Source organism: Streptomyces griseoviridis (assembly GCF_005222485.1).
Taxonomy (GTDB): Bacteria; Actinomycetota; Actinomycetes; order Streptomycetales; family Streptomycetaceae; genus Streptomyces; species Streptomyces hintoniae.
The window spans coordinates 2,239,290-2,258,362 of the sequence record NZ_CP029078.1 but is presented as its reverse complement, the minus strand read 5'-3'; the positions used below and the strand labels follow the sequence as shown (position 1 = coordinate 2,258,362).

General features: G+C 71.9%; 17 protein-coding genes. All 17 read left to right on the top strand.

The window, feature by feature from the left end; all coding sequences use genetic code 11:
* Positions 1-235: 235 nt before the first annotated feature.
* Positions 236-1,120: an aldo/keto reductase family oxidoreductase gene (locus tag DDJ31_RS09075; RefSeq protein ID WP_127180789.1), complete on the top strand. Its 885-nt coding sequence runs from the start codon at positions 236-238 to the stop codon at positions 1,118-1,120.
* Positions 1,121-1,200: 80 nt separating this feature from the next.
* A complete protein-coding gene (locus DDJ31_RS09070) occupies positions 1,201-1,794 on the top strand; it encodes a TIGR03086 family metal-binding protein (RefSeq protein ID WP_127180790.1) in 594 nt (197 codons plus the stop codon).
* Positions 1,795-1,949: 155 nt separating this feature from the next.
* Positions 1,950-2,606 carry a GntR family transcriptional regulator gene (locus DDJ31_RS09065; RefSeq protein ID WP_127180791.1) on the top strand — a complete coding sequence of 219 codons (657 nt, stop codon included), beginning with the start codon at positions 1,950-1,952 and terminating at the stop codon, positions 2,604-2,606.
* The gene (locus DDJ31_RS09060) at positions 2,603-3,514 is read left to right on the top strand and encodes a dihydrodipicolinate synthase family protein (RefSeq protein ID WP_127180792.1); all 912 of its coding nucleotides are present in this window, start codon (positions 2,603-2,605) and stop codon (positions 3,512-3,514) included. Before DDJ31_RS09065 ends, DDJ31_RS09060 begins: the two co-directional genes overlap by 4 nt.
* Complete coding sequence (araD, locus tag DDJ31_RS09055) at positions 3,511-5,244, top strand: L-arabinonate dehydratase (RefSeq protein WP_127180793.1); 1,734 nt, start codon at positions 3,511-3,513, stop codon at positions 5,242-5,244. Before DDJ31_RS09060 ends, araD begins: the two co-directional genes overlap by 4 nt.
* 91 nt (positions 5,245-5,335) lie before the next feature.
* Complete coding sequence (locus DDJ31_RS09050) at positions 5,336-6,271, top strand: carbohydrate ABC transporter permease (protein WP_127180794.1); 936 nt, start codon at positions 5,336-5,338, stop codon at positions 6,269-6,271.
* Positions 6,268-7,164 carry a carbohydrate ABC transporter permease gene (locus DDJ31_RS09045; protein ID WP_127180795.1) on the top strand — a complete coding sequence of 299 codons (897 nt, stop codon included), beginning with the start codon at positions 6,268-6,270 and terminating at the stop codon, positions 7,162-7,164. The genes DDJ31_RS09050 and DDJ31_RS09045 overlap by 4 nt, the downstream gene beginning before the upstream one ends.
* The gene (locus DDJ31_RS09040) at positions 7,161-8,330 is read left to right on the top strand and encodes a Gfo/Idh/MocA family protein (RefSeq protein ID WP_127180796.1); all 1,170 of its coding nucleotides are present in this window, start codon (positions 7,161-7,163) and stop codon (positions 8,328-8,330) included. Before DDJ31_RS09045 ends, DDJ31_RS09040 begins: the two co-directional genes overlap by 4 nt.
* Positions 8,330-9,175, top strand: a complete 846-nt coding sequence (locus DDJ31_RS09035) for a PmoA family protein (protein ID WP_127180797.1) — start codon at positions 8,330-8,332, stop codon at positions 9,173-9,175. Before DDJ31_RS09040 ends, DDJ31_RS09035 begins: the two co-directional genes overlap by 1 nt.
* On the top strand, positions 9,172-10,707 hold the full coding sequence (locus DDJ31_RS09030) for a glycoside hydrolase family 43 protein (protein ID WP_240678251.1): 1,536 nt from the start codon (positions 9,172-9,174) through the stop codon (positions 10,705-10,707). Before DDJ31_RS09035 ends, DDJ31_RS09030 begins: the two co-directional genes overlap by 4 nt.
* A 173-nt stretch (positions 10,708-10,880) precedes the next feature.
* The gene (locus tag DDJ31_RS09025; protein ID WP_127180798.1) at positions 10,881-12,218 is read left to right on the top strand and encodes an ABC transporter substrate-binding protein; all 1,338 of its coding nucleotides are present in this window, start codon (positions 10,881-10,883) and stop codon (positions 12,216-12,218) included.
* 335 nt (positions 12,219-12,553) lie between these two features.
* Complete coding sequence (locus DDJ31_RS09020; RefSeq protein ID WP_127180799.1) at positions 12,554-13,351, top strand: rhamnogalacturonan acetylesterase; 798 nt, start codon at positions 12,554-12,556, stop codon at positions 13,349-13,351.
* A gap of 16 nt (positions 13,352-13,367) precedes the next feature.
* Positions 13,368-14,684, top strand: a complete 1,317-nt coding sequence (locus DDJ31_RS09015; RefSeq protein WP_127180800.1) for a pectate lyase family protein — start codon at positions 13,368-13,370, stop codon at positions 14,682-14,684.
* Between the two features lie 115 nt (positions 14,685-14,799).
* Positions 14,800-15,957, top strand: a complete 1,158-nt coding sequence (locus DDJ31_RS09010; protein WP_127180801.1) for a pectinesterase family protein — start codon at positions 14,800-14,802, stop codon at positions 15,955-15,957.
* 2 nt (positions 15,958-15,959) lie between these two features.
* A complete protein-coding gene (locus DDJ31_RS09005; protein ID WP_127180802.1) occupies positions 15,960-17,000 on the top strand; it encodes a pectinesterase family protein in 1,041 nt (346 codons plus the stop codon).
* 23 nt (positions 17,001-17,023) lie between these two features.
* Positions 17,024-18,139, top strand: a complete 1,116-nt coding sequence (locus tag DDJ31_RS09000; RefSeq protein ID WP_127180803.1) for a right-handed parallel beta-helix repeat-containing protein — start codon at positions 17,024-17,026, stop codon at positions 18,137-18,139.
* Positions 18,140-18,250: 111 nt separating this feature from the next.
* Positions 18,251-19,048 (top strand): HAD family acid phosphatase, encoded by a 798-nt coding sequence (locus DDJ31_RS08995; RefSeq protein WP_127180804.1) that lies wholly within the window; start codon positions 18,251-18,253, stop codon positions 19,046-19,048.
* Positions 19,049-19,073: the final 25 nt, after the last annotated feature.

Here is a 19,073-nt window from a genome sequence, read left to right as displayed (position 1 = left end):
ACCCTGTGATACCCGGCGGGTATCACAGGGCACCGCATCGGTATTGGCCGCCGCGGACGTCCGCGGGCGAGCATCGACGGCGGGGCGGGCGGTACGGGGGCCGCGCGGGTGAACCCCGGCGGCGCGGGGCGCCGTCCGGCGCGCGGCGGACCCGATGACGGTAAGTCTCTGATCGGCCGCACCGCACCCCGAACGCCCTCCCGACCATGTACCGATCCGTGAGAGAGACACCGACATGAACACCGGCACGCACACCCCCTCGACGGCACTTCCCGGCGGCACCTGGCTCCTCGGCGACCTGACCGTCACCCGCTTCGGCTACGGCGCCATGCAGCTCGCCGGGCCCGGCGTCATGGGCCCGCCCGCCGACCCGGACGGCGCGCTCGCCGTGCTGCGGGAGGCCGTGGGACTCGGGATCACCCACATCGACACGGCGGGCGCCTACGGGCCGCGCGTCACCAACCGGCTGATCCGGGAAGCGCTGCACCCCTACCCGGCGCCGCTGCACCTCGTGACCAAGGTCGGCGCGGTCCGCGACGAGCGCGGCGGCTGGATCCCCGCCCGGCGGCCTGAGGAGCTGCGCGACGCCGTCCACCAGAACCTGGAGGACCTCGGCCTCGACTCCCTCGACGTGGTCAACCTCCGGCTCGGCGACGCCCAGGGCACCCTGCCCGGCTCGGTCGCCGAACCCTTCGAGGCCGTCGTCGAACTCCAGCGGCAGGGCCTGATCCGGCACCTCGGGGTGAGCAACGTGACGCCGGAACAGGTCGCCGAGGCGCAGTCCATCGCGCCGATCGTGTGCGTGCAGAACATGTACAACCTCGCCTACCGCCGGGACGACGAGCTGATCGACGCGCTCGCCGGACAGGGCATCGCCTACGTGCCGTTCTTCCCCCTCGGCGGCTTCAGCCCGCTCCAGTCCACGGCGCTCTCCGCCGTCGCCACCCGGCTGGGCGCCACCCCGATGTCGGTCGCGCTGGCCTGGCTGCTGCGGCGGTCGCCGAACATCCTGCTCATCCCCGGCACCTCGTCGGTGGCGCACCTGCGGGAGAACGCCGAAGGCGCCGGGCTGCCGCTCTCCGACGACGACCTCGCCGAGCTGGACCGGATCGGCGGCTGACCCGGCGCGGGCGGCCGATGAGTTCCGGGGGCGCGGGCGGTCCACCCTTCAGGAACCCGACCGCCCGCCGAGGAGACACGATGACCGGCACGATCGTCGACCTGGGACCGCAGACCCGTATCGTCGCCCGGCTCGCCCGGGACGTCGACGAGCGGCGGCTCGCGGACCCCACGCCCTGCCCCGACCTCGCGGTCCGCAACCTGCTCGGCCATCTGACCGGGCTCGCCGTCGCCTTCCGGGACGCCGCCCGCAAGGAGCTGGGCGCCACCACCGACACCGATCCGGCGGCCACCGTGCCGGACATCGGGCCCGACTGGCGCACCGCCCTGGCCACCGCGCTCGACGACCTCGCCGCCGCCTGGCGCGACCCGGCCGCCTGGACCGGCACCACCCGGGCCGGCGGGGTGACCCTGCCGGGCGGGGTGGCCGCCGCCGTCGTCGCCGACGAACTCGTCGTCCACGGCTGGGACGTGGCCCGCGCCACCGGGTTGCCCTACGCCCCCGACCCGGCCGCGCTCGACCTCGCCCACGGCTTCCTGAGCGCCGCAGCCGACGCCGCTGACCAGGGCGAAGGCCCGTTCGGGCCGATCGTCGAGGTCCCCGCGGGCGCCCCGCTCCTCGACCGGGTGATCGGCCTCAGCGGACGCGACCCGCGCTGGACGCCCGCCCGCTGACCCCGGACGGCAATCCGTTCTTTCTCTGCCGGAAGCATTGACGAAACACGCGCCCCCTCTTACTTTCATCGCGTCGTACTTCGTACGTCATATATGAGACGCGATACGCGAGATCAGATACCCCAGATCTGATACGTGACTTTCGAGAGGCGCGCATGACCTCTGTGCCCACGCCGATCCCCTCCCGCACGCAGTTCGTGCTGGAGGAGATCAAACGCCGCATCCTCACCGGGCAGTTGACGCCCGGCCAGGCTCTGGTCGAGACCGAACTCGCCGCCCAGTTCGGGGTGTCCAAGACCCCGGTGCGCGAGGCCCTCAAGACCCTGGCCGGGACCGGGCTCGTGGTGAACAGCCAGTACAAGGGCGTCACCGTGCGCATGGTGGACGCGGACATGGCGCGCGAGGTCTACGACGTACGCGTCCTCCTCGAGCCCGAGGCGCTGCGCCGGGCCGTCCGCCGCGGCGCCTCCCTCGATGCCGCCCGCGCCGCGCTGACCCGCGCCGACGAAGCCACCGACACCGCCGAACGCTCCCTCGCCAACCGGGAGTTCCACCGCGCCCTCTACCTGCCCTGCGGCAACCCGCTGCTCGGCCGGATGCTCGACGAGGTCCGCGACCAGGCCGCCCTCGTCTCCGCCGTCGCCTGGGCGTCCTCGCCCTCCTGGGAGCGGGAGGCGGGCGAGCACCGCGAGATCCTGCGCCTCGCCCTCGACGGCGACGCCGACGGCGCGGCCGGCGCCCTGCACGCCCACATCGGCTCCTTCGTGGAGCGCGCCTACCCCCAGGACACCGCAGCGGAGGCCACGGCATGAGCGGCGCGACGTTCGAGACCCAACGAGCCGCGCTCGCCGACGTGGTGGCCATCCCGGTGACCCCCTTCGCGGCCGACGGCACCATCGACCAGGACCTCCACAGGTCCCTGCTGCGCCGCCTCCTCGACGGCGGGATCACCACCCTCACCCCCAACGGCAACACCGGCGAGTTCTACGCGCTCTCCCCGCAGGAACGGCAGACGGTCACCGAACTGACCCTCGACGAGGCCGGCGACCGCGCCGAGATCCTGGTCGGCGTCGGCCACGACCTGCCCACCGCCGTCGCCACCGCCCGGCACGCCCGCGACCACGGCGCCGGGATGCTCATGGTCCACCAGCCCGTCCACCCCTACGTCTCCCAGGGCGGCTGGGTCGACTACCACCGGGCCGTCGCGGAGGCCGTGCCGGAACTCGGCGTCGTCCCCTACATCCGCAACGCCCAGCTCCCCGGCGCCCGGCTCGCCGAACTCGCCGACGCCTGCCCCAACGTCATCGGCGTGAAGTACGCAGTCCCGGACGCCGCGAAGTTCGCCGGGTTCGCCCGGGACGCGGGCCTCGACCGGTTCGTGTGGGTCGCGGGGCTCGCCGAGCCGTACGCGCCCTCCTACTTCTCGGCCGGCGCCACCGGCTTCACCTCGGGCCTGGTCAACGTCGCCCCCGCCGTCTCCCGCAACATGATCGAGGCGCTGCGCTCGGGCGACTACCCGGCCGCCATGAAGGTGTGGGAGCAGATCCGCCGGTTCGAGGAGCTGCGCGCCGCCAACGGCTCCGCCGACAACGTCACCGTCGTCAAGGAGGCCCTCGCCTCCCTCGGCCTCTGCCGCCGCGACGTCCGCCCGCCCAGCAAGCCGCTGCCCGAGGACGAGCGCGCCGAGGTCGCCGCGATAGCCGCCGGGTGGTCGGTGTGAACGCCCCGCGCCGCGAACCGGAACAGCTCAGAAGCCACCAGTGGTACGGCACCGACGGGCTGCGCGCCTTCAGCCACCGCGCCCGCACCCGCCAGCTCGGCTACCTGCCCGAGGAGCACCTCGGCAAGCCGGTCATCGCGATCCTCAACACCTGGTCCGACATCAACCCCTGCCATGTGCACCTGCGGGACCGGGCGCAGGCCGTCAAGCGCGGGGTGTGGCAGGCCGGCGGGTTCCCGCTGGAGTTCCCGGTCTCCACCCTCAGCGAGACCTTCCAGAAGCCGACCCCGATGCTCTACCGCAACCTCCTTGCCATGGAGACGGAGGAGCTGCTGCGCTCCTACCCGGTCGACGGGGCGGTCCTGATGGGCGGCTGCGACAAGTCGACGCCCGCGCTGCTGATGGGCGCGGCCACCGTCGACCTGCCGACGGTGTTCGTGCCGGCCGGGCCGATGCTGCCCGGCCACTGGCGTGGCGAGACCCTCGGCTCGGGCACCGACATGTGGAAGTACTGGGACGACAAGCGGGCCGGCCTGATCGGCGACTGCGAGATGACCGAACTGGAGAGCGGCCTCGCCCGCTCGCCCGGCCACTGCATGACGATGGGCACCGCCTCCACGCTCACCGCCGCCGCCGAGGCGCTCGGCGTGACCGTGCCCGGCGCCTCCAGCATCCCCGCCGTGGACTCAGGACACGACCGGATGGCCGCGAAGGCCGGCCTTGCGATCGTCGAACTGGTCCACCAGGACCGCAGGTTGAGCGACATCCTGACCGAGGACGCGTTCACCGACGCGGTGACGACGGTGCTCGGACTCGGCGGCTCGACCAACGCCGTCATCCATCTGATCGCGATGGCGGGCCGGGCCGGTGTCCGGCTCACCCTCGACGACTTCGACCGCCTCGCCCGCGCCGTCCCGGTCCTCGCCAACGTCCGCCCCGGCGGCCAGAAGTACCTCATGGAGGACTTCCACTTCGCCGGCGGACTGCCCGGGTTCCTCTCCCGGATCACCGACCTGCTCCACCTGGACCGCCCCACCGTCTGCCACGACACCCTGCGCGAACAGCTCGCCGGGGCGCTCGTCCACGACGACGACGTGATCAGGACCCGCACCGACCCGGTCGCCGCCGAGGGCGGGGTCGCGGTGCTGCGCGGCAACCTCTGCCCGGACGGCGCCGTCATCAAGCACATCGCCGCCGAGCCCCACCTGCTCAAGCACACCGGACCCGCCGTCGTCTTCGACGACTACCGGACCATGCAGCGCACCATCAACGACCCGGACCTCGGCATCACCGCCGACAGCGTCCTGGTGCTGCGCAACGCCGGACCCAAGGGCGGGCCCGGCATGCCCGAGTACGGCATGCTGCCGATCCCCGACCACCTGCTCAAGCAGGGCGTGCGCGACATGGTCCGGATCTCCGACGCCCGCATGAGCGGCACGAGTTACGGCGCCTGCGTCCTGCACGTGGCACCCGAGTCGTACGTCGGCGGCCCGCTCGCCCTGGTCCGCACCGGCGACCCCATCACCCTCGACGTCGAGTCCCGCACCCTGCACCTCCACGTGGACGACGCGGAGCTGGAGCGGCGCAGGGCCGACTGGACGCCCCCGCCCGCCCGTTACGAACGCGGCTACGGCGCGCTCTACAACGAGCAGATCACGCAGGCCGACACCGGCTGCGACTTCGAGTTCCTGGCCCGTCCGGGCAAGGTCGCCGACCCGTACGCGGGCTGACACCACCCGGCCACGGCCGCCCAGCGCGACGCACCCGGAGAAAGCGCTTCACCCGCACCGACCGCATGCCGCACCAGATCGGAGAACAGTCATGGCACAAGCCGCAGCCGTGGCGAAACCGCCCGCGCCACCCGGGCGACGCCGTGCCTCCGCCACGCCCCGCAGGCTCCCCTACCTGCTGATAGCGCCGGCCGCCCTGTTGATGCTGGGCTTCATCGCCTACCCGGTCGTCAGCGTCTTCTACTACAGCCTCCAGAACTACAACCCCACCAAACCGTGGCGCAACGGCTACGCGGGCTTCGACAACTTCGTCCACGCCTTCACCAGCGACCCGCAGTTCTGGGGCACCCTCACCTTCAGCGCCAAGTGGGTCGTGGTCGAGGTCGGCCTCCAACTGCTGTTCGGCCTGGCGCTCGCGCTGATCGTCAACCAGACCTTCGTGGGCCGCGCCGTCGGCCGCGCCCTGGTCTTCTCGCCCTGGGCCGTCTCCGGCGTGCTGACCTCCGCGATCTGGGTCCTGCTCTACAACTCCCAGACCGGCATCACCCGTTACCTCGCCGACATGGGCATCGGCTCCTACGGCACCAGCTGGCTCTCCGACACCGCCACGGTCTTCCCCGCCGCGATCGTCGCCGACCTCTGGCGCGGCGTGCCGTTCTTCGCGATCCTCATCCTGGCCGACCTCCAGTCCGTCTCACGGGACCTGTACGAGGCCGCCGAGGTCGACGGCGCGACCCGCCTCCAGCAGTTCTGGCACATCACCCTGCCGCACCTGAAGGACGCCATCGTGCTCTCCACCCTGCTGCGCGCGGTGTGGGAGTTCAACAACGTCGACCTGCTCTACACCCTGACCGGCGGCGGCCCCGCGGGCGAGACGACCACCCTGCCGCTCTACATCGCCAACACCAGCGTGGACGCGCACAACTTCGGCTACGCGTCGGCCCTCACCACCGTCGCGTTCGTGATCCTGCTGTTCTGCTCGATCGTCTACCTGCGGCTGAGCAAGTTCGGAGGCGGCAACAAGTGATCACCAAAGAGGCTCCCCAGGTCGCCCCCGCCCCGGTGCGGGCCGTCCCCGAACCGCCGCGCCCGGCAGAGCGCCGCCGGGCCTGGGACGAGGTGCCGCGCTGGCAGATCTATCTGCCGCTCTCGATCTACCTGGTCTTCACCCTGATCCCGTTCTACTGGATTCTGCTGTTCGCGCTCCGCCCGGCGGGCTCCACCTCGCTGGTGCCCTGGCCGATGACGTTCGACCACTTCGGGAAGGTCTGGAACGAGCGCTCCTTCGGCGTCTACTTCCAGAACAGCGTCCTGGTCGGCATCGCCACCCTGGTCATGACCACGGTCGTCGCGCTGGCCGGCGGCTACGCGCTCGCCCGCTTCGACTTCAAGATCAAGCGGGGCTTCATGCTCGCCCTGCTCTGCACCCAGTTCGTGCCCGGCGCGCTGCTGCTGGTCCCGCTGTTCGAGATCTTCGCCAACCTGCGGATGATCAACTCGCTGGCCAGCGTCGTCATCGCCGAGACCGTCTTCCAACTGCCCCTGTCGATGATCCTGATCAGCGGGTTCATCCGGAACGTGCCGTACTCCCTGGAGGAGGCCGCCTGGGTCGACGGCTGCAACCGGTTCACCAGCTTCCGGATCGTCGTCCTGCCGCTGCTGCGGCCCGGTCTGATCGCCGTCGGCTCCTTCGCCTTCGTGCACGCCTGGAACCACTTCCTGTTCGCCCTGATGTTCCTCTCCGACCAGGGCAAGCAGACCATCCCGGTCGGCCTCAACACCCTGATGAGCGCGGACAGCGTGGACCTCGGCGCGCTCGCCGCGGGCGGCATCATCGCCGCCGTCCCCGTCGTGATCGTCTTCGCCTTCATCCAGAAGTGGCTGATCACCGGCTTCAGCGCGGGGGCGGTGAAGGGATGAGCCACCTCGTCAGGACCCCGGTGACCGCCCCCGTCCCGGTCGTCCTCGCCGGTGCCCGCGGCCACGGACGCTGGCACCTCGACAACCTCCGCCGCCTCCAGGAGCGGGGAACCGTCCGGCTCGCCGGCATCTGCGAACTGACCCCGCTCACCGCCGACGAACTCCCCGAAGGACTCGCCGCCCCCGAGCAGTCCGCCGACTTCGGCGCCCTCCTCGACTCCACCGGCGCCCGGATCGCCGTCGTCTGCACACCCATCCCCACCCACACCGATCTCGCCCTGACCGCCGCCGGACGCGGGGTGCACCTGCTCCTGGAGAAGCCGCCCGCGCCCTCCTACGCGGAGTTCTCCCGGATGGCCGACGGGGTCGCCGCGGCCGGGGTCGCCTGCCAGATCGGCTTCCAGTCGCTGGGCTCGCACGCCGTGCCCGCCATCAGGCGGCTGATCGACGAAGGCGCCATCGGCGAGGTGGTGGGCGTCGGCGGGGCCGGCGCCTGGGCCCGCCCCGAGAGCTACTACCGCCGCGCGCCCTGGGCCGGCCGACGGCGCCTGAACGGCGTCGACGTCGTCGACGGCGTCCTCACCAACCCGCTCGCGCACGCCGTCGCCACCGGCCTCGCCCTGCTCGGCACCGGCCGCGCCGACGACGTCACCGGCATCGAGACCGAACTGCTGCGCGCCAACGCCATCGAGTCCGACGACACCTCCTGCGTGCGGGTCGCCACCCCGCGCGGCCCGGTCGCCGTCGCCGCCACCCTGTGCGCCGAACAACCGGGCGAGCCGTACGTCGTGGTGCACGGCCACCGCGGCCGCGTCACCTTCTGGTACAAGCAGGACCGGGTGCTGCTGCAACGGGCCGGACACGGCCCCGAGGAGATCCTGTACGGCCGCACCGACCTGCTGGAGAACCTCGTCGCGCACCTCACCGACGGCACCGACCTGCTGGTGCCACCGGCGGCCACCGGCGCCTTCATGAAGGTCGTCGAGGCCATCAGGCTCGCCGACGAACCGGCCCGACTGCCCTCCGGCGCCTGGCACTTCGACGAGGACGAGCAGCGCCGGGTGGTCACCGGCATCGACGGCCTCGTCGCCTCCTGCGCCGACACCCTCGCCCTCTACTCCGAGCTGGGCGCCTCCTGGGCGCTCGCGAAAGAGGTGAGCACCTGATGACGACCGACGACACCGCCGTCCTGCGCGTCGCGGGCCGCCCGGTGGGCCGCTACCTCACCCGCCCCGAGGTACCCGCCCGGCTCTCCCCGCGCCCCTGCCTGCACCCGGTGACCACCCTGGCGGGCACCACGGTCACCGAGTTCGCCCCGGCCGACCACCTCCACCACCTCGGCGTCGGTGTCGCCGTACCCGACGTCGAGGGGCACAACTTCTGGGGCGGCCGCACCTACGTCCGCGACCGCGGCCCCACCGAACTGGACAACCACGGCACCCAGCGGCACACCTCCTTCCAGCTCCGCGACCCGGACGGCTTCGTCGAGGAACTGCGCTGGATCGCGGGCGGCGTCGAGCTGCTGCGCGAGCGCAGGACCGTCGCCGCCACCGAACTCACCGACACCGCCTGGGCGTTGGACTTCACCTTCTCCCTCACCAACATCACCGCGGGACCGCTCGGTTTCGGCAGCCCCGCCACCAACGGACGGCCGGGCGCGGCCTACGGCGGCTTCTTCTGGCGGGCCCCCAAAGAGGCCGCCGCGCCCCGGGTGTTCACCGAGGAACGGGAGGGCGAGGAAGCGGTCCACGGCGAACCCGCCGACTGGGTCGCGCTCGCCGGGGACGGCTGGACCCTGGTCCTGGCCGGCGCCACCGCCGACACCCGCCGCGACCCCTGGTTCGTCCGCACCGCCGCATACCCGGGCGTCGGCTCCTCGTTGGCGCACCGGGACCGGGTGCCGCTGCCGGCGGGCGACACCCTGGTGCGCCGGATCGTCACCGTCGTCGCCGACGGACCGCTCGGCCGCGACGAGGCGACCGCCCTGGTCCGCAAGGCGGTGACCCAGTGACCACCACCCCGGTGAACACGGCCACGGACCACGGCAGTTACCGCAACCCGGTGCTGAACGCCGACTGGTCCGACCCGGACGTCGTGCGGGTCGGCGACGACTTCTACCTCACCGCCTCCAGCTTCGGCCGGGCCCCGGGACTGCCGCTGCTGCACTCGCGCGACCTGGTCAACTGGACCCTCGTCGGACACGCCCTCGAACACCTCGAACCCGCCGCCGAGTTCAGGTCACCGCGCCACGACCGCGGGGTCTGGGCCCCGGCGCTGCGCCACCACGACGACCGGTTCTGGATCTTCTGGGGCGACCCCGACCAGGGCATCTTCCAGATCAACGCCCCCGGCGTGCGCGGCCCGTGGACCCGGCCGCACCTCCTGAAGGCGGGCCGCGGCCTGATCGACCCCTGCCCGCTGTGGGACGACGAGAGCGGCGACGCCTATCTGGTGCACGCCTGGGCCAAGTCCCGCTCCGGCGTCAAGAACCGCCTCACCGGCCACCGGATGCGCCCCGACGGCACCGAACTCCTCGACGAGGGAAAGGTGATCGTCGACGGCGACCGCATCCCCGGCTGGTTCACCCTCGAAGGCCCCAAGCTCTACCGGCACGACGGCTGGTTCTGGATCCTCGCCCCCGCCGGGGGAGTGGAGAGCGGCTGGCAGGGCGCCTTCCGCTGCCGCGAGTTCTTCGGACCCTACGAGCACCGGATCGTCCTGGAGCAGCGGGACACCGACGTCAACGGCCCCCACCAGGGCGGCTGGGTGCGCACCCCGGCCGGCGAGGACTGGTTCCTGCACTTCCAGCAGCGCGGCGCCTACGGCAGGGTCGTGCACCTCCAGCCGATGCGCTGGGACGCCGACGGCTGGCCGGTGATCGGCGCCGACGGCGCCCCCGTCGCCGTCCACCCGCGTCCCGCGCTGCCCCCGCAGCCGCCCGCCGCGCCCGCCACCGACGACGACTTCCCCGGCGGCCGGTTCGGCAAGCAGTGGCAGTGGACCGCCAACCCGCGCGAGGGCTGGGCCACCCAGCACTCCGCCGACGGGCTGCGGCTGACCTGCGTGCGCTCGGCCGACGTGGACGACCTGCGGCGGCTGCCGAACCTGCTGACCCAACGGCTGCCGGGGCTGCCGTCGGCCGTCGAGGTCGAAGTGCGGCTGGACAGCGAGGAACCGGGGGCGCGGGCCGGACTCGCCGTGCTCGGCGACGCGTTCGGCTGGATCGGACTCCAGCGGGCCGCGGACGGGAGCGCGCATGTCGTGCACCGCTTCGCCGAGCAGGGCGCCGACCACGAACGCGACGCCGGCCTCCCGCACCCCGCGCCCGACGGCCGGGTCCGGCTGCGGATCGAGGCGGGCGCGGGCGCCCGCTGCCGCTTCTCCTACGACGTCGGCGACGGACCGCGCCCCTCGGGTCCGGTCTTCGTCGCCACCCCCTGGCGCTGGGTCGGCGCGCTGCTCGGCCTGTTCGCCCTCGCCCCCACCGGAACAGGACCGGCCGGCACGGCAACCTTCACCCGGTTCAGGATCGACCACCTGTAGAACCGCCCCGCCCCGCACCTGTCCCACCCGCACGACCCCACCGCACCCGTCCGCCCGCTGGAGCCGCAATGACGCAGCACCTTCGTAGCAAGCGCTTACTCGGGCCGGGGTGCGCCCCTTCCTCCCCCCACCACCGCACATGCCCGCAGGATCCAGAAGAAGAGAGCCGACCGATGAAGATCAGCATTCGCAGAAGCAGGCGCGCGGCCATCGCCGTCGCCCTGGGTTCCGTGCTCGCCCTGACCGCCACCGCCTGCGGTGACGACGGCGGCGGCGCGGCGGGCGACAAGGGCGGGGAAGGCTCGGGCAAGGGCCAGATCACCTTCTGGGACACCAACGGCGGTGTCCGCACCGACATCTGGAAGGAGATCATCGCCGACTTCGAGAAGGCGAACCCGGACATCAAGGTCAAGTACGTCGGCATCCCCGCTGCCAGCGCCCAGTCCAAGTACGACACCGCCATCCAGGGCGGCGGACTGCCCGACGTCGGCGGAGTGGGCACCGCGATGCTCGCCGAGGTCGCCGTGCAGGGCGCGCTCGACCCGCTGGACAGCCGGCTGAAGGGCAGCGCGCTCGACGGCAAGCTGAGCCAGAACCTGGTGGAGAGCAGCCGGGCCGCGGGCGGCGGCAAGCAGCTCTACCAGATCCCGACCTCCTCCAACAACGGCACCCTGTGGTACCGCACCGACCTCTTCGAGAAGGCCGGGCTCGACGCGCCCACCACCTGGACGAAGTTCTACGAGGCCGCCGACAAGCTCACCGACAAGGGCAAGAACCGGTTCGGGTTCACCATCCGCGGCGGCGAGGGCTCCATCGCGCCCGCGCTGGACGCGTCCTACGGCCAGGCGGGCGTCGACTCGTTCTGGGACGGCGACAAGACCACCGTCAACGACCCGAAGGTCGTCGCCGCGCTGACCAAGTACGTGTCGCTCTACAAGAAGGACACCCCGTCCGCCGACGTCAACAACGACTTCACCAAGATGGTCGCGCAGTGGGACAGCGGCACCATCGGGATGCTCAGCCACAACCTCGGCTCCTACCAGGACCACCTGAAGGCGCTCGGCGACGGCAGGTTCCGCGGGCTGCCCAGCCCGGCGCGGGACGACGGCTCGCGGGTGCAGATCTCCAACCCGGTCGACGGGCTGAGCGTCTTCAAGCCCAGCAAGAACAAGGCGGCGGCCTGGAAGTTCATCGAGTTCGCGGTCTCGCACGCGGAGAACTCCAAGTACAACAAGTCCGCCGGGCAGATCCCGGCGAACACGGAGGCCGCGAAGGACGCGTGGGTGCAGGAGGCCGAGCCGACCAAGCTGGCCGCCGAGGCGCTCAACGGGGCCGGGACGAAGATCGTGCAGCTGCCGTACTACCTGCCCGACTGGAACACCATCTCCAAGGCCGACAACGAGCCGAACTTCCAGAAGGTGCTGCTCGGCAAGATGACCGCCAAGGAGTTCCTGGATCTGCTGGCGAAGCAGCTGAACGAGGCGCAGGCCGACTGGAAGCAGAATCACTGACGTTGGTCTGAGCGGGGGGTCGGTGGGGGTCGGTGGGGGGCGGTAGTGGGGGACTGGCGGCCGGTGGGGGAGCGGTGGTGGGGAACTGGCGGCCGGTGGGGGCTGGTCGCGCAGTTCCCCGCGCCCCCAGGTGAGTTCGCTCGTCGCTGATTTCAAGTCCCGTCCGTCCGGGTGAGGTCGCTCGGCGGTGGCTTCAAGTCCCGTCCGTCCGGGTGAGGCCGCTCGTTGGTGGCTTCAAGTCCCCCCGTCCGCGCGAGTTCGTTCCCCGGTGGCTTCGAGTCACCGTGGGGCCGTGGGAGCACGTTCGTTGTCTCTGTGTCGGAAGGCTTATGACCGTGGTGTTCACGCGTAGGCAGGTCGGGGCGGTTGCTCTTGCCGCTGTTTCTCTGAGTGTCGGCTCCCGTGGGGTCGCGCAGGCGGGGGAGAGGGGGCGCACCCTCTTCATCGCCGGTGACTCCACCGCCGCGCAGAAGTACGCCGACGCCGCTCCCGAGACCGGGTGGGGAATGGCGCTGCCCTTCCTGCTGGGCGGCGGCCTGCGGGTCGCCAACCACGCCGTGAACGGGCGGAGTTCGAAGAGTTTCGTCGACGAGGGGCGGCTCGACGTCCTGCTGGACGCCGTGCGCCCCGGCGACCTGGTGCTCGTCCAGTTCGCGCACAACGACGAGAAGTCCGACGACCCCACCCGCTCCACCGAGCCCTGGACGACGTACCAGGAGTATCTGCGGCGCTACCTCGACGGCGCCCGCGCCCGGGGCGCTCGTCCGGTGCTCGCCACCCCCGTCGAGCGGCGGCGGTTCGACGCCGACGGCAACGCCGTGCCGACCCATGGCGCGTACCCGGAGGCAATGCGCGCCCTCGCCCGCGAGGAGCGGGTGCCGCTGCTCGACGTCACGGCGCTGTCGCTCGCCCTCTGGCAGGAGCTGGGGGTGGAGGCGACGAAGGCGTACTTCAACTGGACCGCCACCGAGCAGGACAACACGCACTTCAATCCGCCCGGCGCGATCGCCGTGGCCCGCCTCGTGGTCCGGGAGCTGCTGCGCACCCGGGTCCTGGCGCGGCACGACGTCGTCCGGCTGCACGAGGACATTCCGACGTCCTGGATCACCTGGCCGCCAGCGGTGGCCGCATAACCGAGGAGAGCCGCACGTGCGTACACAGATATGTCATGGACGCGTCATTGGTACCGTTCTGGGCTGCACCGCCCTCGTCCTGGCCGCCACCGGCACCGCCGCCGCGCACCCCGCGCACCGGGTGGCCCCGGAGCGGCAGGTGCTCGCCGCGGGGGACGGCTGGGGCTCCTACTCCACCGGCACCACCGGCGGAGCCGCCGCCGACGCGGCGCACGTCAAGACCGTCACCACCTGGGACGGTTTCAAGGCGGCGCTCGCCGCGGGGGGCGACGCACCCAAGATCATCAAGGTCCGCGGCACCATCGACGCCGACGGCCCGAGCTGCGACTCCTTCGCGGCCGACGGCTGGGACTTCGACAGCTACCTGGCCACCTACGCCCCCGAGGTCTGGGGCCGCACCAGCAACCTGGACGCCGAGCCCGCCGACAGCCCCGAGGGCCTGCGCAGGGCCTCGGCCGCCCGGCAGGACGCCTACATCAAGGCGTTCGTGCCGGCCAACACCACGATCATCGGGGTCGGCCCCGACGCCGGGTTCAAGGGCGCCAGCCTCCAGATCAAGGGCGTCGACAACGTCATCGTCCGCAACCTGACCTTCGAGAGCCCCCTCGACTGCTTCCCGCAGTGGGACCCGACCGACACCGCCGACGGCAACTGGAACTCCGAGTACGACAGCGCGGTCCTCTACGGCGCCACCCACGTCTGGATGGACCACAACACCTTCACCGACGGCGACCACCCCGACAGCACCCTGCCCCACTACTACGGCCGGATCTTCGAGCAGCACGACGGCGAACTCGACATCGTCAAGGGCTCCGACCACGTCACCGCCTCCTGGAACGTCTTCGCCGACCACGACAAGACGATCCTGATCGGCAACAGCGACAGCGCCTCCACCGCCGCCGTCGACCGGGGGCACCTGAAGGTCACCCTGCACCACAACCTCTTCTCCAACCTGGTCGAGCGCGCCCCCCGGGTCCGCTTCGGTCAGGTCGACTCCTACAACAACCACTTCGTCGCCGAGGAGGGCTTCGGCTACAGCTACGGCATCGGCCTGGAGTCCCAACTCGTCGCCCAGCACAACGCGTTCACCCTCGCCGACGGCGTCAAGGCCGGCTCGATCCTGAAGAAGTGGAGCGAGTCCTCACTGACCGCCGACGACAACTGGGTCAACGGCGTGCGGACCGACCTGATCGCCGTCCACAACGCGCAGATCCCCGCCGAGACCCTCACGGCGGGCGCCGGCTGGACACCCGTCCTGCGCACCCACGTCGACCGGCCGCAGGCCGTCCCGCACCTCGTCGACCGGGGCGCGGGCGCGGGCCGGCTGCGCTGACCGCCCGCGCCGCGAGGCGCCGACCCACCCGCACGACGCGGCCGGGGCGCACCCGCCCCGGCCCCCACCCCCCACGGCAAGGACGCAACCCCACCCCCACCCAAGGAGCACCCGCATGTCCTCGCCCCACCCGCACCCCCGCCCGTCCCTGTCGCGCAGAGACCTCCTCCTGGCGGGCGCCGGAGCGGGCGCCGCGCTCGCCCTCGCCGCCGCCCCCTCCCGGGCCGCCGCCGCGGCCCGCCCGCGGCCGTCGGGGCCGCGCCGCCCGTTCGGCGCACACGGCTCCCCGCGCCGCCGCCTCGACGCCGGGACCCTCTACGTCGACCCGCACGGGCGCGGCGACTTCACCTCCGTGCAGGCCGCGGTGACCGCCGCGACCGGCGCGGGCCGGACCCTCGTCATCGCGCCGGGCAGCTACCGGGAGACGGTCCTGCTCGACACCACCCGCACCGGCGCCACCTGGATCGGCGCCTCGGGCGACCCCCGGGACGTCGTCATCGTGTACGACAACGCGGCGGGCACCGCCAAGCCCTCGGGCGGCACCTACGGCACCACCGGATCGGCCACCACCACCGTGCAGGGCGACGGCTTCACCGCCCGCGCGATCACCTTCGCCAACGACTGGCTGCGCGCCGACCACCCGGACATCACCGGCACCCAGGCCGTCGCCATCAAGGTCCAGGGCGACCGCTCGGCCTTCACGAACTGCCGCTTCCTCGGCCACCAGGACACCCTGTACGCCGACTCGATCTCGCTGGCCGCCTTCGCCCGCCAGTACTTCGCCGACTGCTACGTGGAGGGCGACGTCGACTTCGTGTTCGGCCGGGCCACCGCGGTGTACGAACGCTGCCGCTTCCACACCCTCAACCGCACCGACCTCGGCTCGGCGCCCTACGGTTTCGTCTTCGCGCCCTCCACCGCCGTCGCCAACCCCCGCGGCTACCTGGTGACTTCGGGCACGGTCACCAGCGCCGCCCCCGACGCCTTCTACAAGCTGGCCCGCCCCTGGGTGCCGGGCTCCGACCTCACCGCCCGCCCGATGCTGACCGTCCGCGACAGCCGGCTCGGGCCCGGCATCGACGCCCGCGCCCCCTACGCCAACATGTCCGACTCCTACCCGTGGCAGAGCCAGCGGTTCGCCGAGTACCGGAACACCGGACCCGGCGCCGCCGTCACCGTCTCCGCGCAGCGGCCCCAACTCACCGACACCCAGGCCCGGTCGGCGACCCGGGAGGCGTACCTCGGCGACTGGGCACCGTGGACGGAGGGCTGACGGTGCTCTCCCGACGCGCGCTGCTCGCCGGGGCCGCGGCCACCGCCCCCGCCCTCCTCGGCGCCGCTCCCGCCGCTGCCGAGCGCCGGGTGCTGCACGTCCGTCCCGGTGACTCGGTGCAGTCGGCCGTGGACGCGGTCACCGGGCCGGGACGGACGATCGTCGTCCACCCGGGCGTCCACCGCGAGGCCGTCACCGTGCCCGCCGGGACGACCGACCTCACCATCCGCGGCGCCGTGGCCGACCCGCGGGCCGCCGTCATCGTCTTCGACCGGGCGGCCGGCACCCCGCTGCCTGACGGTTCGGGCACTTACGGCACGGCGGGTTCCGCCACCCTCACCTCGGCCGCCGCCGGGCTCACCCTGCGCGACCTCACCGTCGCCAACGACTGGCTGCGCGCCGACCACCCGGAGACCACCGGCACCCAGGCCGTCGCCGCGTACCTCACCGGCGACCGCACCCGGGTCGAGAACGTACGGCTGCTGGGCCACCAGGACACCCTGTTCGCCGACACCACCGCCCTCGACGTGTTCGGCCGGCAGCACTTCGACCGCTGCCACATCGAGGGCGACGTCGACTTCGTCTTCGGCCGGGCCACCGCCGTCTTCACCCGGTGCCGCTTCCACACCCTAGCCAGGGACGTGGACTTCACCCCGAAGGGCATGGTCTTCGCGCCCTCCACCGCCCGCGCCAACCCGCGCGGCTTCCTCGCGGCGGGGTGCCGGTTCACCTCAGCCGCCGAGGACGGCGCGTACAAGCTGGCGCGGCCCTGGGTGCCGTCGTACGAGACGACCGCCAGGCCCGCGCTGGTCGTCCGGGACAGCCGGATCGGACCCGGCATCGACCCGGTCGCCCCCTACGTGAACATGCGGGACGCCTACCCCTGGCAGTCCATGCGCTTTCACGAGTACCGCAACACCGGGCCGGGCGCGGTGACCACCGTCCCCGACAACCGGCCGCAGCTCACCGCCGCCGAGGCCGGCGCGCACACCCCGGCCGTCTACCTCGGCGACTGGCGTCCCCACCCCCACCGCTCGCTCTGAACCGACGAAAGGACCCGCACGTCATGCGTCGTATCAAGAGCTCCCTCACCGCCCTCTCGCTCACCGCGGCCTCCCTCGGCCTCGCCCTGACGGCCACCCCGGCGCACGCCGCCACCGTCGTCGTCAGCACCTCGGCCGCGCTCACCAGCGCCATCGCCAACGCGACGGCGGGCACCGTCATCCAGGTGCGGGCCGGCACCTACTACCCGACCGCCACCCTCCAGTCGACCACCAACGGCACCTCGTCCTCGCCGATCACGCTCACCGCCTACGGCTCCGAGACCGTGAAGATCGACGGGTCGTCGCTGCCGTCCGGGTCCTGGATCTTCAAACTGACCGCGGACTACTGGAACGTCTCCAACCTCACCTTCCAGAACTCCCCGGACAGCGCCGTCGTCTGCCAGTCCTGCACCGGGACCAACTGGAACAACGTCAAGACCATCAACGGCGGCGACTCAGGGTTCACCCTCACCGGCGACGGCACCGTGAACAACACGGTCAAGAACCTCGACTCCTACGGCAACTACGACGCCGCCACCCACGGCGAGAACGCCGACGGCATCGCCGTCAAGTTCGGCTCGGGCAGCGGCAACCTGGTCACCGGGGCCCGCCTCTACAACAACGCGGACGACGGGATCGACTTCTGGTCGTTCTCCTCGCCCGTCACCGTCGAGCACACCTGGTCCTTCGGCAACGGCGTCAACCGCTGGTCCGACTCCGCGTTCGCGGGCGACGGCAACGGCTTCAAGCTGGGCGGGGACGGCGAGGTCGTCGGCCACGTCATCAACAACTCGGCCGCCTGGGGCAACACCGGCAACGGGTTCACCGAGAACTCCAACACCGGCGCGATCGTGATCAACCGCACCACCGCCTACGCCAACGGCAACTGGGGCTACTACTTCGCCACCGGCTCCGCGCAGCTCGGCCGCAACCTCGCGGTCTCCAACGGCAGCGGCAAGGCGACCTACAGCTCCAAGGTCACGTCGTACATGAACAGCTGGGACTCCGGCGTCTCGACCCCGGCGTTCGTCTCCACCGACGCGTCGAGCACCTACAACGCCCGGCAGTCGGGCGGCGCGCTGCCCGCCACCACCTTCCTGACCACCGGGAGCACCACGATCGGCGCCACGATGAACTGAGTACGGCCCCAGGGCGCTTGACCCGTTTTTTGCCCGCTCAGGCGATATCGATCGGGCAACGGGTCTCGCGCCCACCCCGGTGACGCGCGTAGAACTCGTCTCATGCGTCTCATGCACAAGCCACTGCGTTCCGCGGCAATCGCCGCCGTCTGTGCCGTCGCCGGCGCCGGTCTCTACGGTGCCGGTGCCGCCACGGCCGGCCAGTCCACGGCCAACTCCACCCACGAGCCCTACAACATCGGCGTCCTGGTCAAGGACATCGACACCTACTACGGCACCACCGCCGACGCCGACGGCGTCTACCAGGCGTCGCCGACCAGCCCCTTCGCCAAGGACCTGGCGCGCCTCGACGCCGCCGCCAAGAAGTACATCGACTCGGCGGCCCGCACCGCGCACCACAAGGGCAAGAAGCCCGCGGTCGTCTTCGACATCGACGACACCCTGCTGCTCAGCCTCGACTACGAGAAGCGCTACAACTACACGTACAACTCGGCGAGCTGGGCCGCGTACGTGGACAAGGCCGACCGCCCCGAGGTCTTCGGCAGCCCCGAACTCGTCCGCTACGCGGCGAAGAAGGGCGTCACCGTCTTCTACAACTCGGGCCTGAGCGAGGCGCAGCGCACCGCCGCGGTCACCAACCTGAAGAAGGTCGGCGCCGACGTCAACCTCGACGCCGGGCACATGTTCCTCAAGGACGCCGCCAACCCGCCGTCCTACCTGCGTGGTTGCGCCACCCCCGGCACCTGGACCTGCACCACCGTCCAGTACAAGGCGGGCACCCGCAAGCACATCGAGAAGGACCTCGGGTACGACATCATCGCCAACTTCGGCGACCAGTACTCGGACTTCGGCGGCGGCTACGCGGACCGCACGTACAAGATCCCGAACCCGACGTACTACGTCGGCTGATTCTCATGGCCCGCCCGCCCCGTCC

What these genes read in the sequence shown, in the direction of transcription:
- DDJ31_RS09075 (WP_127180789.1), top strand. Translation starts at nt 236, where the DNA reads ATGAACACCGGCACGCACACCCCCTCGACGGCACTTCCCGGCGGCACC.
- DDJ31_RS09070 (WP_127180790.1), top strand. Translation starts at nt 1,201, where the DNA reads ATGACCGGCACGATCGTCGACCTGGGACCGCAGACCCGTATCGTCGCC.
- DDJ31_RS09065 (WP_127180791.1), top strand. Translation starts at nt 1,950, where the DNA reads ATGACCTCTGTGCCCACGCCGATCCCCTCCCGCACGCAGTTCGTGCTG.
- DDJ31_RS09060 (WP_127180792.1), top strand. Translation starts at nt 2,603, where the DNA reads ATGAGCGGCGCGACGTTCGAGACCCAACGAGCCGCGCTCGCCGACGTG.
- DDJ31_RS09050 (WP_127180794.1), top strand. Translation starts at nt 5,336, where the DNA reads ATGGCACAAGCCGCAGCCGTGGCGAAACCGCCCGCGCCACCCGGGCGA.
- DDJ31_RS09040 (WP_127180796.1), top strand. Translation starts at nt 7,161, where the DNA reads ATGAGCCACCTCGTCAGGACCCCGGTGACCGCCCCCGTCCCGGTCGTC.
- DDJ31_RS09035 (WP_127180797.1), top strand. Translation starts at nt 8,330, where the DNA reads ATGACGACCGACGACACCGCCGTCCTGCGCGTCGCGGGCCGCCCGGTG.
- DDJ31_RS09025 (WP_127180798.1), top strand. Translation starts at nt 10,881, where the DNA reads ATGAAGATCAGCATTCGCAGAAGCAGGCGCGCGGCCATCGCCGTCGCC.
- DDJ31_RS09010 (WP_127180801.1), top strand. Translation starts at nt 14,800, where the DNA reads ATGTCCTCGCCCCACCCGCACCCCCGCCCGTCCCTGTCGCGCAGAGAC.
- DDJ31_RS09000 (WP_127180803.1), top strand. Translation starts at nt 17,024, where the DNA reads ATGCGTCGTATCAAGAGCTCCCTCACCGCCCTCTCGCTCACCGCGGCC.
- DDJ31_RS08995 (WP_127180804.1), top strand. Translation starts at nt 18,251, where the DNA reads ATGCACAAGCCACTGCGTTCCGCGGCAATCGCCGCCGTCTGTGCCGTC.